Source organism: Micromonospora sp. NPDC049139 (assembly GCF_055586845.1).
In genome coordinates this window covers 13,372-29,590 of sequence record NZ_JBVJHK010000015.1, presented here as the reverse complement: position 1 = coordinate 29,590, position 16,219 = coordinate 13,372, and the positions used below count along the sequence as shown (strand labels likewise).

Annotated in this window: 10 protein-coding genes; 6 read left to right on the top strand and 4 right to left on the bottom strand. The window is 74.7% G+C overall.

The window, feature by feature from the left end:
- The first annotated feature begins 158 nt into the window (after positions 1-158).
- Positions 159-1,346 (top strand): glycosyltransferase, encoded by a 1,188-nt coding sequence (locus tag ACZ6Q9_RS23145; RefSeq protein ID WP_393456650.1) that lies wholly within the window; start codon positions 159-161, stop codon positions 1,344-1,346.
- Between the two features lie 146 nt (positions 1,347-1,492).
- On the opposite strand, the gene ACZ6Q9_RS23140 is transcribed toward ACZ6Q9_RS23145, so the two are convergent.
- Positions 1,493-1,885, bottom strand: a complete 393-nt coding sequence (locus tag ACZ6Q9_RS23140) for an ArsR/SmtB family transcription factor (RefSeq protein WP_350712414.1) — start codon at positions 1,883-1,885, stop codon at positions 1,493-1,495.
- Between the two features lie 108 nt (positions 1,886-1,993).
- Between ACZ6Q9_RS23140 and ACZ6Q9_RS23135 the strand changes: the two genes are divergently transcribed.
- Entirely contained in the window at positions 1,994-2,731 is a 738-nt protein-coding gene (locus ACZ6Q9_RS23135) for a class I SAM-dependent methyltransferase (protein ID WP_396829533.1), read from the top strand.
- Positions 2,732-2,979: 248 nt separating this feature from the next.
- Here ACZ6Q9_RS23135 and ACZ6Q9_RS23130 read toward each other — a convergent pair whose 3' ends face one another.
- The 3 genes from ACZ6Q9_RS23130 to ACZ6Q9_RS23120 all read right to left on the bottom strand — a co-directional run bounded on the left by ACZ6Q9_RS23130 (position 2,980) and on the right by ACZ6Q9_RS23120 (position 6,256).
- On the bottom strand, positions 2,980-3,969 hold the full coding sequence (locus ACZ6Q9_RS23130) for an NAD-dependent epimerase/dehydratase family protein (RefSeq protein ID WP_393270348.1): 990 nt from the start codon (positions 3,967-3,969) through the stop codon (positions 2,980-2,982).
- A gap of 6 nt (positions 3,970-3,975) precedes the next feature.
- Positions 3,976-5,295 carry a nucleotide sugar dehydrogenase gene (locus ACZ6Q9_RS23125; RefSeq protein WP_393457052.1) on the bottom strand — a complete coding sequence of 440 codons (1,320 nt, stop codon included), beginning with the start codon at positions 5,293-5,295 and terminating at the stop codon, positions 3,976-3,978.
- A gap of 118 nt (positions 5,296-5,413) precedes the next feature.
- Positions 5,414-6,256, bottom strand: coding sequence for a helix-turn-helix domain-containing protein (locus tag ACZ6Q9_RS23120; RefSeq protein WP_393457049.1), 843 nt, complete (start codon positions 6,254-6,256; stop codon positions 5,414-5,416).
- A gap of 300 nt (positions 6,257-6,556) precedes the next feature.
- On the opposite strand from ACZ6Q9_RS23120, the gene ACZ6Q9_RS23115 reads away from it, so the two are divergent.
- The 4 genes from ACZ6Q9_RS23115 to ACZ6Q9_RS23100 are packed head-to-tail and all read left to right on the top strand — an operon-like array spanning position 6,557 to position 16,217.
- A complete protein-coding gene (locus ACZ6Q9_RS23115; RefSeq protein WP_393270353.1) occupies positions 6,557-7,525 on the top strand; it encodes a DUF1702 family protein in 969 nt (322 codons plus the stop codon).
- Positions 7,526-7,528: 3 nt separating this feature from the next.
- Positions 7,529-9,502, top strand: coding sequence for a CRTAC1 family protein (locus ACZ6Q9_RS23110; protein ID WP_393456644.1), 1,974 nt, complete (start codon positions 7,529-7,531; stop codon positions 9,500-9,502).
- Entirely contained in the window at positions 9,499-10,461 is a 963-nt protein-coding gene (locus ACZ6Q9_RS23105) for an enediyne biosynthesis protein (RefSeq protein ID WP_393270359.1), read from the top strand. Before ACZ6Q9_RS23110 ends, ACZ6Q9_RS23105 begins: the two co-directional genes overlap by 4 nt.
- A complete protein-coding gene (locus ACZ6Q9_RS23100; protein ID WP_396829607.1) occupies positions 10,344-16,217 on the top strand; it encodes a type I polyketide synthase in 5,874 nt (1,957 codons plus the stop codon). Before ACZ6Q9_RS23105 ends, ACZ6Q9_RS23100 begins: the two co-directional genes overlap by 118 nt.
- Positions 16,218-16,219 lie beyond the last annotated feature (2 nt).

Genomic DNA, 16,219 nt, shown 5'->3' with positions numbered 1-16,219 from the left:
AGGGGTAGGGTCGGCACAATACGGTCGCACCGGCCGTGATCCTCAGGTCGTTGCCCGCGCGTGGGACTTGCGCAAGATGAGCCACTGTAGATCGACTTGCCGGTGTGCTAGATATGAATCAAGTAGACGGGTCGCCCTGCCAACTCCTGGAAAGGCAAGTGATCACCGTGCGTGTGCTGTTCGCCAGTCTCGGAACCCACGGCCACACCTACCCCCTGCTGCCGCTGGCCACGGCCGCCCGTGCGGCGGGCCACGAGGTCACCTTCGCCACCGGCGAGGGCTTCGCGGGCACCCTGCGGAAGCTGGGCTTCGAGCCGGTCGCGACCGGGATGCCGGTCTTCGACGGGTTCCTGGCGGCGCTGCGGATCCGCTTCGACACCGACAGCCCCGAGGGGCTGACCCCCGAGCAGCTCAGCGAGCTGCCGCAGATCGTGTTCGGGCGGGTCATCCCACAGCGCGTCCTCGACGAGCTCCAGCCGGTGATCGAGCGGCTGCGGCCCGACCTCGTGGTGCAGGAGATCAGCAACTACGGCGCCGGGCTGGCCGCCCTCAAGGCCGGCATCCCGACCATCTGCCACGGGGTCGGCCGGGACACGCCGGACGACCTGACCCGGTCCATCGAGGAGGAGGTGCGGGGGCTGGCCCAGCGGCTCGGCCTCGACCTGCCGCCTGGGCGCATCGACGGCTTCGGCAACCCCTTCATCGACATCTTCCCGCCGTCGCTGCAGGAGCCGGAGTTCCGGGCCCGCCCGCGGCGCCACGAGCTGCGCCCGGTGCCCTTCGCCGAGCAGGGCGACCTCCCGGCCTGGGTGTCCTCGCGCGGCACCGCCCGCCCGCTGGTCTACCTGACGCTGGGCACGTCCAGCGGCGGCACCGTCGAGGTGCTGCGGGCGGCGATCGACGGGCTCGCCGGCCTCGACGCCGACGTCCTGGTCGCCAGCGGCCCGTCCCTCGACGTCAGCGGGCTGGGCGAGGTGCCGGCCAACGTGCGGCTGGAGGCATGGGTCCCGCAGGCGGCCCTGCTGCCCCACGTCGACCTGGTGGTGCACCACGGCGGCAGCGGCACGACCCTCGGCGCCCTGGGCGTCGGCGTGCCGCAGCTGTCCTTCCCGTGGGCGGGGGACTCCTTCGCCAACGCGCAGGCGGTGGCGCAGGCCGGCGCCGGCGACCATCTCCTGCCCGACAACATCAGCCCCGACTCGGTGGCGGGCGCCGCGAAGCGCCTGCTGACCGACGAGAGCTACCGGACCGGGGCGCGGGCCGTGGCGGCCGAGATCGCCGCCATGCCGGGCCCCGACGAGGTCGTCCGACTGCTGCCGGACTTCGCCTCCCGCAGCGCGGGCTGACCGGCGGTACGCCGCCGGGGCCGGCCCGTGTCGGCCCCGCCGGCGCCCGTCCACCGGGCGGGGCTGACTGCCCGTGACGCCTGGTCGCGGCTGTCCGTGGTTGCCCGTGGCGCCTGGTCGTGGCCGTCGGCGACTGCCCGTACCACCTAGTCCTGGCCGTCGGCGGACGCCCGGGGGCGCGGCCGGCGCCCCTCGGACCCGCCGGTGCGGCCCTCGCCCTGGCGGGCGCGACCGCGCGCGATCTCGGTGCCCAGGGCGTCGAGGCGCTGGTTCCAGAAGCGCCGGTAGCGCTCCAGCCACCGGTCGAGTTCCTGCAGGGGGGCGGGGTCGACCGCGTAGAGCCGTCGGGTGCCCTGTGGGCGGACGGTGGCGAAGCCGTTCTCCCGCAGCACGCGCAGGTGCTGGGAGACGCCGGGCTGGGAGATGCCGAACTCGCGCTGCACGACCGCACCGACCTCGCCGGCCGACAGTTCACCGTCCGCCAGCAGCTCGATGATGCGCCGGCGGACGGGATCGCCCAGGATGTCGAACGCGTGCACGGGTACGACAATATCAGACCGGGGTTATAGAAGCCGCCGGTTCGGCCGGTCGGGCCCCGGTACCGCCGGGGCGCCGACGGACGGGCGGCCATGCCGCGAGGGGGAGAGATGTTCGGACCGGAGCACGCCGAGGTGTACGAGGCCGCCTACCGCGGCCGCGGCAAGAGCTGGCACGACGAGGCGACGGACGTGGCCGACCGGATCCTGGCCGCCCGCCCCGACGCCGTCCGGCTGCTCGACGTCGGCTGCGGCACGGGTGCGCACCTCGAGACCCTCGCCGCCCGCTTTCCCCACGTGGAGGGGCTCGAACTGGCCCCGGCGATGCTGGCGCTGGCCCGACACCGGCTGCCCGGGGTGCGCCTGCACGCCGGGGACATGCGGGCGTTCGACCTCGGCGTCACGTTCGACGCGGTGACCTGCCTGTTCACCGCGGTCAACTTCCTCGGCACGGTGGCCGAGATGCGGGCCGCCGTGGCGGCGATGTCGGCCCACCTGGCGCCGGCCGGCGTGCTGGTGCTCGAGCCGTGGTGGTTCCCGGAGCGGTTCATCGACGGGTACGTCGGCGGCGACCTGGTGCGCGAGGAGGGCCGCACGGTGGCGCGGGTGTCGCGGTCCACCCGGCAGGGGCGGGTGACGCGGATGGAGGAGCGCTGGCTCGTCGGCGACGCCGCCGGGATCCGGGAGTTCAGCCAGGTCGGCCTGCTCACCATGTTCACCCGCGAGGAGTACGACTCGGCGTTCGCGGCGGCCGGCTGCGAGTCCACGTACGTCGAGGGCTGGTTGACCGGCCGGGGCCTATTCGTGGCGACGCGCACCGGCGGATCCGGCACCCCGTCAAAGGGCTGACCACCCCGGTCGAGCGGCTCGACGACAGTCGATCTTTCCGGGCTCCATATAGCAGGCAGGACGCTAGCTGCGGCATCGCGGCCGGGGCAGTCTGCCGTTCACAACGATCTATCTGTCATTTTGTCGGAAAATGCTGGAACCGGACGGTCGTCGGCGATCTCGTGAACCGTTCACGGATTCGTCGGAATGTGTCCCGGTTCCCTTTTCGTGCCTGGCCGGATCGGCGCGGGTCGACGCACCGGCCCGACCTACCTGACGACCAGTCCGTCGTCGGCCTGGGCGGTCCACCACGGGTTGCGGCGGGCCCACTCGACGGTCCGGCGCAGGCCGGTCACCAGCGGTACGCGGGCCCGCCAGTCCAGCAGCGCGGCGGCCTTGCCGCAGTCCGGCACGCGGCGGGGGATGTCCTGGTAGCGGGAGCCGAGCCCGGCTCCGGTGTCCGCGGTCTGGGCCGCCACCGGCACCCCGGCCACCGTGCCGGCCAGCCGGATCGCCTCGGCGACGGTGGTCTCCACGCTGCTGCCGATGTTGAAACACTCGCCGACGGCGCGCGGGTGGGCGGCGGCCAGCAGGGTCGCCTCGGCCGCCTCGTCGATCCAGGTGAAGCACCGCGTCTGGCGGCCGTCGTCGTACACCACGGGCGGAACGCCCCGCAGCAGGCGGGCGACGGTGCGGCTCAGGACGTAGGCCGGGCGCTGGCGCGGGCCGTAGACGTTGAAGTACCGCAGGACCGTCACCGGCAGGCCCTCCTGCCGGTGGAACGCGAACGCCAGGTGCTCGGCCGCCGCCTTGCTCGTCGAGTACGACCACCGGTCCGTCGCCGTGCTGCCGAGCACCCGGTCGTCGTCCTCCCGCCACGGCACCCGCGGATTGCGCCCGTACACCTCGCTCGTGCTGGACACCACGACCCGGGCGCCGGCGCGCAGCGCGGCGCGCAGCGCGTTGCGGGTGCCGTCCACGTTGATCTCGACCACGTCCAGCGGCCGGCTCAGGTACCGGTCGACGCCGACGACCGCCGCGAGGTGGTAGACCTCCTCCGCCCCGGTGGCGGCAGCCGCCAGCCCGTCGGCGTCCCGGACGTCGCCGCGAACGTGCCGGATCGCGCCCGGCGGGTGCTCCAGGTCGGGCGGCGGGTCGGCGAGGTCGAAGACGACGACCTCGTCACCCCGGCGGACCAGCCGTTCGACGACGTGACTGCCGACGAAGCCGAAGCCGCCGGTGACCAGGGATCTGGGCACTGTTCCTCACCTTCCAATGCCGCGGTAGGCGAAGCCGAACCGGTGCAGCTCGCGGATGCGCGCCGGCGAGAGGTGCATGCGGCCGTCGAAGACCAGGCAGGGCTCGTCCACCCGCTCGGCCAGGGCGCCGAAGTCGAGCTCGTGGAACTGGCGGTGCCCGGCGAGGAAGGCCAGGCAGCCCGCCCCGCTCACCGCCTCGTCCAGGCTCGCCGCCGGTGCGGTGCCGAACCGGGCGACGATCTCGGCGGGGTCGGCCAGCGGGTCGAAGATCCGGACCCGGAAGCCGCTGTCGCGCAGCGCCGCCACGACCCCGCGCACCGGAGTGTTGCGGACGTCCCCGGTGTCGTTCTTGAACGCCGCACCGAGCACGGCGATCGTCGTGTCGGACCGGTCCCGCCCCAGCTTGACCAACTCGTCGGCGATGACGGCGGCGGTGTGCCGGGGCATGTCGTCGTTGACCGCGCGCGCGGTCTCGACCGTGCGCAGGGGCACGCCCCGGTCCCGCCCGTCCCGCCACGCCATCCACGGGTCCTTCGTCAGGCAGGAGCCGCCGACACCCACCCCCGGCAGCAGCAGGTTCACCATGCTGCTGCCCTTGGGCAGGGTGTTCGCCGCGCCGATGACGTCGAGGACGTCCACCCCCAGCACCGCGCAGTACCGGGCGAGCTCGTTGGCGATCGCCACGTTCGCGTCGATCCACCAGTTGGTCGCGAGCTTGACCACCTCGGCGGCCTCGGCCGACGGCACCTGCCGGACGTCCACGCCGAGCGCGGACCGCCAGAACCGTTCGGCCGCGGCGGCGCTGCGCGGGCCGCACCCGCCCACCACCACCGGCAGCGTCCGCACCTGCGCCAGCGCCACCCCCTCGGCGAGTCGCTCCGGGCAGAAGGCCAGCCCGAAGTCGCGCTCGTGCACCAGCCCGCCGCTCTCCAGCAGGGGCGCGACGAGGGTCCGGGTGGTGCCGGGGGAGACCGTCGACTTGAGGATCACCAGTTGCCCGGCGCGCAGCCGCTGGGCGATCTGCTCGCACGCCGCCACGAGCTGGTCGGTGACCATCTCGTGGCCGGCGTCGGTCGGCGTGCCGACAGTCACGACCACCACGTCCGCCGCGCCGACCGGGTCGTACGACGTGCTGGCCGTCAGTCGCCCGGTGGCGGCGAGGTCCCGGACGGCGCCGGCCAGGCCGGGTTCGGGCAGCCGGCAGCGGCCGGCCCGCAGGTCCGCGACGGTGCCCGGGTCGCTGTCGACGGCGACCACTTCGGCGCCGCGGCCGGCGAGGGTGACGGCGAGACAGGTGCCGACGTAGCCGGCACCGGCGATGACCACCCTCAGCGGGGACGGTCCGCCCGGGTCGGGAAGGAACGGCATGATGGCCCGGCACCGCCTTCCTGGTCACGACCTCGTGGTCCTGTCGCCGAAACGCGTGCGTGCCCGTGCCGCCGGGTCACGCGATGGCCGCCGCGGCCAGCGCGGTGCGGCCGGCCGGCCAGGCCGGGCCCGACCGGCCCACCGGGCCGGACAGCCGCGTGAACGTCTCGACGAGCCGGCACACCGGGCCGATGGCCAGCGCCGGCGGGTCGGTCGGCCGCGGCGGCGCGGTGGCGACCGGGGTGGCCGCGCAGCCGTCCTGGGGCAGCACCAGCTCGGCGGTGCCGACCAGGTGGCTGGTGGGCTCCTCGTCCACCAGGGCCCGGGTCAGCGTGCTGTCGCCCCGGACCAGCACGACCCGGGCCTGGTACGTGCCCGGGCGCGCCACCACCGGGACCTGCGCGCCGTCGGGCGCCACCGCCCAGGCGGTCGACGCGTCCGCGGCCTCCCCGTCGGCCCGCAGGCCGACCAGCACCAGGTCGCCCGGCTCGCTGTCGGGCACGTGCAGCACCATCCGGGGCCGGGTGACCTCCGTGACGGCGTTGCGCAGCCAGCCCGCCAGGACGTGGCAGGGCCGGCCGGCCAGCAGCCGGGACATCTGCCGGAAGTGCCCCGGCGACGTGCCGACCAGCCGGGAGAACTGGGTGGTGAACGTCCCCGCGCTCGTGTAGCCGACGTGGCCGCTGATCGCGGTCACCGTCAGGCCGGAGTGCAGCAGCATCCGGCGGGCCTCCGCCATCCGCAGCGCGGCGAGGAAGCGGGCCGGGGTCATCGTGGTCACGTCACGGAACAGCCGGTGGAAGTGGAACGGACTGAAGGGAACCACCCGGGCCAGGTCGGCCAGCTGCAGCGGCTCCGACAGATGCCGGCGCATGTAGTCGATCGCCCGCGCCGCAGCCGCCTCCCGGGACTGCTCCATCGTGCTCCGGGCAACGCCAGACGTCGATTTCACATCAGCTCCCTGTGGCAGTGGATCGGGCACCGCAGAGGAGTCTGCGTAGTCCTCCTTGACGATTTCTTGAACGCCTCGGCAACCGGCTGGGGAGCCTTTGGCGGGTCAGCCGAGCAAGTTGGGAGAAGTGGATCCGATGAACGCCGTGAAACATGGGTCCGTAGCGGTACGGCGATCCGCCGGCTCCCGTCGGAGCTGGATTTCGACGAACCATTTCGTCAACCGTCGTCTGATTCAACCGCGTCCCACCTGCGGGAGGAGTGCGCCATGCCCGCCAATTGGCGAACCATTCGTCAATACGTCCTGACGCCGGGGATGGCCCAGACCACCTTCGCGACCCGCGGCTTCCGCGCCCGGGACGAGCCGACCCGTGAGCGGCTGGAGTCGGTCGGCGCCCACTTCCTCACCGGCTACGGGCACGCCGTCGGCGCCCGCGGCCCGGACGAGGCGGCCGTGGCGCTGGAGACCGTCGAGCCGGAGCTGCGCGGGTTCGCGTACGAGGGCGCGGCGATGGGCCTCGCCGTCCTGGACGGGCTGACCGGTGGCCGCCGGGTCGCCCGGTTCCTGGCCGGGCCGGCCGCCCGGCACGTCTACATGGTCCATGTCGGGGTGGGCTGGGCGATGGCCCGCCTGCCCCGCTGGCGTCGGCACGCCATCCAACCCGCCGACCGGCTGCTGGGCTGGCTCGCCCTGGACGGCTACGGATTCCACCAGGCGTACTTCCACACCCGGCGGTACGTGCGGTCGCACCGGCGCGACGAGGTGCTGCCCTGGCCCGGCGACCCGATCGGGCGGTGGACCGGGCGCGTCGTGGACCAGGGCATCGGCCGGGCGCTGTGGTTCGTCGAGGGCGGCGATACCGACCGGATCGCCGACACGGTCGACGGGTTCCCGCCGGACCGGCACGAGGACCTGTACAGCGGGGTGGCGCTGGCCGCCACGTACGCCGGCGGGGCACCGCCCGAGGACCTGCGGCGGCTGCGTGAGCGCAGCGGCGCGTACGCCCCGGCGATGGCCCAGGGCAGCGCCTTCGCGGCGGAGGCCCGGGAGCGCGCCGGACTGACCACCGCGCACACCGCGGTCGCCACCGACGTCTTCTGCGGCGCGCCACCGGCCGAGGCGGCGGCGGTCACCCAGGCCGCGCTGGCCGACCTCGACCGGGACGGGCCGGAGCCGGCCTACCTGGTGTGGCGGCAGCGGATCGCCAAGCAGTTCGTGACGCTGGGGAGGTGCTGACCCTTGTCGGCAATCATCACTATGTTCCGCCGGCAGATCGCCGGACTGGTCGCGCTGGTGCTGCTCACCGGCATGTACGTGCTGGTCCGGCAGCCGGAGGCGAACGCCGACGAGCGGCGCGCCATGGCACAGCCGTACCGGTTCACGCCGATGTCGCTGCCGATGCCGGGCGGGCTGCCGCAGCAGTCGATCCGCCGGGTCAACGGCGCGTACCAGCACCTGGCGGCGTGGATCTCCTCCGTCGGCGCCGGCGTCGCGATGAACGACCTGGACGGCGACGGGCTGGCCAACGACATGTGCGTCACCGACCCGCGCGTCGACCGCGTCGTGGTGACCCCGGCCCCGACCGCCGGCGCCGAGCGTTACCAGCCGTTCGTGCTGGACCCGGCGCCGTTGCCGACGAACCCGTACATCGCCCCGATGGGCTGCCTGCCCGGCGACCTCAACGCCGACGGCCGCACCGACCTGCTCGTGTACTGGTGGGGCCGGACCCCGGTGGTCTTCCTCGCCCGGGCCGACGCGACCGGGCTGTCCCGGGACGCCTACCACCCGGTCGAGCTGGTGCCGGGCGCGGCGACCGGCGGGAGCCGGTACGACGGGCCGAAGTGGAACACGAACGCCGCCACGCTGGCCGACTTCGACGGCGACGGGCAGCTCGACGTCTACATCGGCAACTACTTCCCCGACAGCGCCGTCCTCGACGACACCGTGCACGGCGGGGTGGCGATGAACCGGTCCATGTCCAACGGCCTCAACGGCGGCGAGGACCACGTGTTCCGGTGGACCGGCGCCACCGCCGGCGCCACGCCGAGCGTCTCCTTCGCCGAGGTCCCGGACGTCTTCGACACCAAGGTCTCCCGGGGCTGGACCCTGGCCGTCGCCGCCAACGACCTCGACGGCGACCAGCTGCCCGAGCTGTACGTGGCCAACGACTTCGGGCCGGACCGGCTGCTGCACAACCGGTCGGAGCGGGGGCGGATCGACTTCGCGCTGGTCGAGAGCCCCGGGCTGCCGGGCCTGACCCCCAAGTCCAAGCGGCTCGGCCACGACTCGTTCAAGGGCATGGGCGTGGACTTCGGTGACATCGACGGCGACGGCATGTTCGACCTGTACGTCGGCAACATCACCACCTCGTTCGGCATCCAGGAGAGCAACTTCGCGTTCGTCAACACCGCCGCCGACACCGGTGCGCTGCGCGCCGCGTTGCGGGCCGGCGAGGCACCGTGGCACGACCGGAGCGCCGAGCTGGGCCTGGCCTGGAGCGGGTGGAGCTGGGACGTCAAGTTCGGCGACTTCACCAACCGCGGCGAACCGGCGATCGTGCAGACCGCCGGCTTCGTCAAGGGCGAGGTCAACCGCTGGGCGCAGTTGCAGGAGGCGGCCACCGCCAACGACGACCTGCTGTCCAACCCCCGCTGGTGGCCCAGGGTCGAGCAGGGCGACGACATCGCCGGGGGCCAGCACCTGGCCTTCCACGTCCGGGGCGCCGACGGCCGCTACGAGGACCTCAGCCATGAACTGGGCCTGGCCGACCGGGTGCCCAGCCGGGGCATCGCGACCGGCGACGCCGACGGCGACGGCCGGCTCGACTTCGCCGTCGCCCGGCAGTGGGACGCGCCGGTCTTCTACCGCAACGACAGCCCGGACACCGGGTCCTTCCTCACCCTGCGGCTGCTGCACGAGCAGGCGCCGGCCGCCGGCCCCCTCGCCGGGGCGGGGTCGCCGGTCGTCGGCGCGCAGGTCCGGGTGACCACGCCGGACGGCCGGGTGCTCATCGACCGGGTCGACGGCGGCAGCGGCCACTCGGGCCGGCGCAGCAACGAGGTGTCGCTCGGTCTCGGCGACGTGACCGGCCCGGTGTCGGTCCACCTCACCTGGCGGGATCGGTCCGGCGTCCCGCACGAGCAGGAGCTGTCGCTCACCGCCGGTCGACACACCCTCACCCTCGGTTCGCAGGCTCGGGAGGTCTCGCGATGACGCAGAAGCCGGCGAAGGACCCGCGGATCACCGCGCTGCGCAGGTTCGCCATCTCCATCACCATCCTCAACATCGCCGGCTACACCGTCCTCGGCTTCGAGCAGGCCTGGGCGTGGCCGCTGATCGCGCTCGCCACCGGCTACACCGTCGAGCTCGGGCTGGAGATCATCGGCGCGCGGGCCGAGCAGCGCCCGCCCCGGTTCCGCGGCAACGGCCTGCGCGGCCTGGTCGAGTTCCTCTACCCCGCGCACATCACCGCCCTCGCGGTGAACATGCTGCTGTACGTCAACGACCGCCTGCCGGTGATGATCTTCGCGGTGGCCGTGGCGATCAGCGGGAAGTGGCTGCTGCGGGTGCCGGTCAACGGCCGGCTGCGGCACTTCATGAACCCGTCCAACTTCGGCATCGCCGTGGTGCTGCTGCTCTTCCCGTGGATCTCGATCTCCCCGCCGTACCAGTTCACCGAATACCTGGAGGGCCCCGCGGACTGGATCGTCCCCGCGGTCATCGTCGTCTTCGGCACCATGCTCAACGCGAAGCTCACCGGCCGGATGTGGCTGATCGCCGGCTGGCTGGGCGTCTTCGTGCTCCAGTCGGTGGTGCGGGGGCTCGTGCTGGACACCTCCATCCCGTCGGCGCTGGCCACCATGACCGGGGTGGCGTTCGTCCTGTTCACCAACTACATGATCACCGACCCGGGAACGACCCCGTCGCGGCCGCTGTCCCAGTTCGCCTTCGGCGGCGGGGTGGCCCTGGTGTACGGCGTCCTCACCGGCGCGTCCATCGTCTACGGCCTCTTCTTCGCCACCGCCATCGTCTGCCTGATCCGGGGCGGCTTCCTCTGGTCGCTGCACGCGGTGCGCGTCGCCGCCCGCGACGGCAGGGGCACGACGCCCGCCGCCCCGGGGGCCGTCGACGGCACAGTGCCACCCGTGGCCCGCGAGATGGTGCGGGCATGAGCAGGATCGCCGTCGTCGGCCTGGCCTGCCGCTTCCCGGACGCCGCCGGCCCCGGGCAGCTGTGGGAGAACGCCCTCGCCGGGCGGCGCGCGTTCCGCCGCCTGCCCGACGAGCGGATGCGGGCCGCCGACTACTGGTCCCCGGACCCGGCCGCCCCCGACCGCTACTACGCCGGCAACGCGGCCGTCATCGAGGGCTACGAGTTCGACCGGGTCGGGTTCAAGGTCAGCGGGAGCACGTACCGGTCCACCGACCTCACCCACTGGCTGGCCCTCGACATGGCCGCGCAGGCACTCGCCGACGCCGGGTACCCCGAGGGCGACGGGCTGCCGCGGGAGCGGACGGCGGTGGTCGTCGGCAACACCCTCACCGGCGAGTTCACCCGGGCCGGCATGATGCGCCTGCGCTGGCCGTACGTCCGGCGCGTGGTGGGCGCCGCCCTCGGCGAGCAGGGCTGGGACGACGACCGGGTGGCGGCCTTCCTCGCCGACCTGGAGCGCTCCTACAAGGCGCCGTTCGCCGAGATCACCGAGGACAGCCTCGCGGGTGGCCTGTCCAACACCATCGCCGGGCGGATCTGCAACCACTTCGACCTGCACGGCGGCGGGTACACGGTGGACGGGGCCTGCGCCTCCTCGCTGCTGTCGGTGGTCACGGCCTGCCGCAGCCTGACCGACCTCGACGTCGACGTGGCGGTGGCCGGCGGCGTGGACCTCTCCATCGACCCCTTCGAGATGGTCGGCTTCGCCAAGACCGGCGCGCTCGCCGGCGACGAGATGCGCGTCTACGACCGCCGGTCCAACGGGTTCTGGCCGGGCGAGGGCTGCGGCATGGTGGTGCTCATGCGGGAGCGGGACGCGCTCGCGCAGGGCCGGCGCATCTACGCCTCGGTGGCCGGGTGGGGCGTCTCCTCGGACGGCCGGGGCGGCATCACCCGGCCGGAGGCGGCCGGCTACCGGCTGGCCCTGCGGCGCGCGTACCAGCGGGCCGGTTTCGGGGTGGACACCGTGCCGCTGTTCGAGGGGCACGGCACCGGCACGGCCGTCGGCGACGGCACCGAGCTGCGGGCCCTGAGCGAGGAACGCCGGGCGGCCGATCCGGACGCCGACGCCGCCGCGATCGGATCCATCAAGGGGATGATCGGTCACACCAAGGCCGCGGCCGGGGTGGCCGGCCTGATCAAGGCCGTGCTGGCCGTGCACCACCAGGTCGTCCCGCCGACCGTCGGGTGCGTCGAGCCGCACCCGGAACTCACCGCGGACCGGCCCGCGCTGCGCGCCGTACGGCGGGCCGAGCCGTGGCCGGCCGGCGCCGCGCAGCGGGCCGGCGTCAGCGCGATGGGCTTCGGCGGCATCAACACCCACCTCGTCGTCGACGGCCCCACCCGCCCCCGCCGCCGGTCCCTGGACCGGCGGACGCAGCAGCTCGCCCGGTCCGTGCAGGACGCCGAGCTGCTCCTGGTCGACGCGGACACCCGCGACGAGCTGCACGACCGGCTGGACGACCTGCGGATGGTCGTGGCCGGGCTGGCCTTCGCCGAGTTGGGCGACCTCGCCACGACCCTGCACCGGGGCCAGCGCGGCCGCGCGTACCGGGCGGCGGTCGTGGCCCGGTCCCCGGAGGAGGCCGACCACGGCCTCGGACTGGCGGCCCGGGCCCTGGCGCCCGGGGGCGCCGGGACGCTGGTCGACCCGGCGCGGGGCGTCTTCGCCGGCCGGGTCACCCGGCCGGTCCGGGTCGGCTTCCTGTTCCCCGGCCAGGGCTCCGGCCGGGGCTGGGGCGGCGGGGCGCTGCGCCGGCGGTTCACCGAGGTGGACGACGTCTACCGCGCGGCCGGGGAACCGCCCAGGGACGAGGCGGCCGGGTCGACCGCGTTCGCCCAACCCCGGATCGTCACGGGCTCGCTGGCCGGGCTGCGCGCCCTCGCCGCGCTCGACATCGACGCGACCGTCGTCGTCGGCCACAGCCTCGGCGAGCTCACCACGCTGCACTGGGCGGGCTGCCTCGACGAGGACGAGCTGCGGGAACTCGTCACGCTCCGGGGCGAGGCCATGGCCAGGCACGCCGCGCCGGGGGCGATGCTGGGCGTCACCGCCGGGCCGGAGGAGACCGTCGCCCTGCTGGCCGGCACCAGCGCGGTGATCGCGGGCTACAACGGGCCCCGGCAGACGGTCGTCGCCGGCGGCGACGCCGTCGTGGCCGAGGTGGCCCGGCGGGCCGCGACGGCGGGGGTGAGCTGCACCCGGCTGCCCGTCCCGCACGCCTTCCACTCGCCGCTGATGACACCGGCGGCCACCGCCTTCGCCGAGTGCCTGCGGTCCCGCCGGTTCGGGCCGCTGCTGCGCCGGGTGGCCTCGACGGTGACCGGCGCCGTCCTCCCGTCGGACACCGACCTGCCGCAGCACCTGCACCGGCAGATCGAGGCTCCGGTGCGCTTCGCCGCCGCGCTGGCACGCGCCGCCGCCGAGGTCGACCTGTTCCTCGAGGTCGGCCCCGGCAAGGTGCTCACCGGGCTGGCCCGCGAGCAGGCGCCGGACGTGCCGGCGCTGGCGGTCGACACCGACGCCGAGTCGCTGTCCGGCCTGCTCGCCGCAGTCGGCGCGGTGTACGTGCTCGGCGGCCCGACCGCGTACCCGGCCCTGTTCGAGGACCGGCTGACCCGACCGTTCGACCCGCACCGCGCCCGCACCTTCTTCGCGAGCCCGTGCGAGGCGGCACCCGAGCTGGCCGGGCCGGCGCCGGCCGCGGTCGAACCGGTCCCGGCTCCGGCCCGGGCCGACGAAACCCCGCTGCCGGCCGCCACCGGCGCGCTGGAGCTGGTGCGGCACCTCGTGGCGCAGCGCGCCGAGCTACCGGTGGAGGTGCTCCGGGACGACAGCCGGTTCCTCGACGACCTGCACATGAGCTCGATCACCGTCGGCCAGCTCGTCAACGAGGCCGCCCGCGCGATGGGGCTCTCCGCGGTGGCGATACCGACCAACTTCGCCACCGCCACCGTCCGGGAGATGGCCGAGGCGCTGGAGGCCCGGGAGCGCGAGGCCCCGCACGAGCGCGCGGACCTCGTCGCCGGCGTCGCGCCGTGGGTGCGTACCTTCGTCGTCGACCTGGTCGACGAGCCGCTGCCGGTGACGGACCCGACGGAGCCGTGCGGTCGCTGGCAGGTGTTCGCCGACCCCGACCACCCGCTCGCGGACGCGTTGCGCCGGGCTCTGGAGGCGGGCGGCGTCGGCGACGGCGTGCTGGTCTGCCTGCCGGACGAACCCGACGAGGAGCACCTGGCCGTCGCGGTGCGCGGGGCCCAGGCGGCGCTGCGCCGACCGCCCGGCGGGCGGCTCGTGGTGGTGCAGCCGGCGGCGCGGGCGGGGGCGGTGGCCAAGACCGCCCGGCTGGAGGGCGACCGGCTGCGGACCACTGTCGTGACCACCCCCCTCGAACCGGCCGCGGTCGACCGGGTGGTCGCCGACGTGGCCGCCACGGAGGACTTCACCGAGGTGGTGTACGACCCGGGCGGCGGCCGCCGGGTGCCCGTGCTGCGCCCGCTGCCCGCGTCCGGCGCCGAGCCGGACGCGCTGCCGCTGGGTCCGGCGGACGTGCTGCTGGTGACCGGCGGCGGCAAAGGCATCACCGCCGAGTCCGCGTTGATGCTGGCCCGGGAGAGCGGCGCCCGGTTGGCCGTCCTCGGCCGGTCCGACCCCGCCGCCGACGAGGCCCTGGCCGGCAATCTGATGCGGCTCGCGGACGCCGCGTCCGACCTGCGCTACCTGCGTGTCGACGTCACCGACGCCGACGCGGTGGCCGCCGCGGTCGCCGCGGTGACCGCCGACTGGGGCCCGGTGACCGCCGTGCTGCACGGCGCCGGGCAGAACACCCCGGCCGCGCTCGTCGACCTGGACGAGGCGGCCCTGCGGGGCGTGTTCGCCGCCAAGGTCGACGGCCTGCGGGCGGTCCTCGCCGCGGTCGACCCCGCACACCTGCGCCTGCTGGTCACGTTCGGCAGCATCATCGGGCGGGCCGGACTGCACGGCGAGGCGCACTACGCCGCGGCGAACGAGGCGCTGGCCGAGCTGACCCGGGAGGTGGCCGCGACGCGGCCGGGGTGCCGCGCCGTCTGCCTGGAGTGGTCGGTGTGGTCCGGGGTCGGCATGGGGGAGCGGCTGTCGGTGGTCGAGTCGTTGAGCGGCTCCGGCGTCACCCCGATCAGCCCCGACGACGGCCTGCGGGTCCTGCGCGAGGTGGTCGCCGACGACACGCTGCCTCCGGTGGTGGTGGTCACCGGGCGCACCGGCGGCGTGGAGACCCTCCGCTACCACCGCTCGGAGCTGCCGCTGCTGCGCTTCACCGAACGGCCGCTGGTGCGCTACGACTGCATCGAGCTGGTCTGCGAGGTCGACCTGGCCCGCACCACGGATCCGTACCTCGAGGACCACCGGCTCGACGGCGACCTGCTGTTCCCGGCGGTGCTCGGGTTGGAGGCCATGGCCCAGGTGGCCACCGCCCTGGCCCGGCACCCGGGGGTGCCCGTGATCGAGGAGGTCCGGTTCGACCGCCCGGTGGTCGTCGACCCGGACACCGGCACGACCGTACGCATCGCCGCGCTGGTCCGGTCGGAGCAGGTCATCGACGTCGTCCTGCGCAGCGCGGCGACCGGTTTCGCGGCCGACCACTTCCGCGCCCGGCTCCGGTTCGCGCCGGACGAGACCTACCCGGCGTACACCGCGGCGCCGGCGCCGGTGGAGCTGCCGGCCGTACCGCTCGACCCGGCCCGCGACCTCTACGGCGACGTGTTGTTCCAGGCCGGTCGGTTCCGCCGGATCAAGGGCTACCGGCAGGTCGCGGCGCGCGTCGCCGAGGCCGAGGTCGTCACCAGCGACGCCGCCTCCTGGTTCAGCGCCTTCCTGCCGGGCCGGCTGGTGCTCGGCGACCCGGGCGCCCGGGACGCGTTCATGCACGGGATCCAGGTGTGCGTGCCGGACGCGACGCTGCTGCCGGAGGGCATCGACCGGATCTGGTCGGCGGGCCCCAAGCTGTCGGCCACCGAGGCCGTGACGATGACCGCGCGGGAACGCGAGCAGCACGGCACCGCCTACGTGTACGACGTCGTCGTCCGGGACGCCACCGGCGCGGTGATCGAGCACTGGATGGGCCTGCGGCTGCGCGCCGTGCGTCCGCACGCGCCACGCGGGTCCTGGCCGCCCGTGCTGCTGGGGCCGCTGCTGCAACGACGGCTCGCCGAGGTGTTTCCCGGCGACATTGCCGTCGCCGCCGCGCCCGGCGGCGGGCCCCGCGACTCCGGCGCGCTGCTCTCCCGCGCGCTGGGCCAGCCCGTGGTGGTGCGGCACCGGCCTGACGGACGGCCGGAGGTCGACCTGCCGTACACCGTCTCCGTGGCGCACTCGGCGCCGCTCGACCTCGCCGTCGCCGGGGACGGGACGCTCGCCTGCGACGCCGAGCCGGTGGCCGCCCGCCCGGCGGACGTGCGGCACGACCTGGTGGGTCGGCACGGCGCCGTGGCGGCGCTGCTCGTCGCGGAGGTCGGCGACCCGCCGGACGTGGCCGCCACCCGGGTCTGGTGCGCGGAGGAGTGCCTGCAGAAGGCCGGCCGCCCCGAGGGCCGGCTCACCCTGCTGCCCGGGGCGCTCCCCGACGGCTGGGTGGTGCTGGACGCCGGCGACGTCCGGATCGCCACCCGGGTCGTCGCGGTGGCGGGAGCATCGGCGCCGACCGTGGTCGCCGTGCTCGGCGGGGCGGGGCGGTGAGC

Bases quoted from the DNA above. Each gene is read 5' to 3' on its own strand.
- ACZ6Q9_RS23135 (WP_396829533.1), top strand. From the start codon at position 1,994: ATGTTCGGACCGGAGCACGCCGAGGTGTACGAGGCCGCCTACCGCGGC.
- ACZ6Q9_RS23120 (WP_393457049.1), bottom strand. From the start codon at position 6,256: ATGGAGCAGTCCCGGGAGGCGGCTGCGGCGCGGGCGATCGACTACATG.
- ACZ6Q9_RS23115 (WP_393270353.1), top strand. From the start codon at position 6,557: ATGCCCGCCAATTGGCGAACCATTCGTCAATACGTCCTGACGCCGGGG.
- ACZ6Q9_RS23105 (WP_393270359.1), top strand. From the start codon at position 9,499: ATGACGCAGAAGCCGGCGAAGGACCCGCGGATCACCGCGCTGCGCAGG.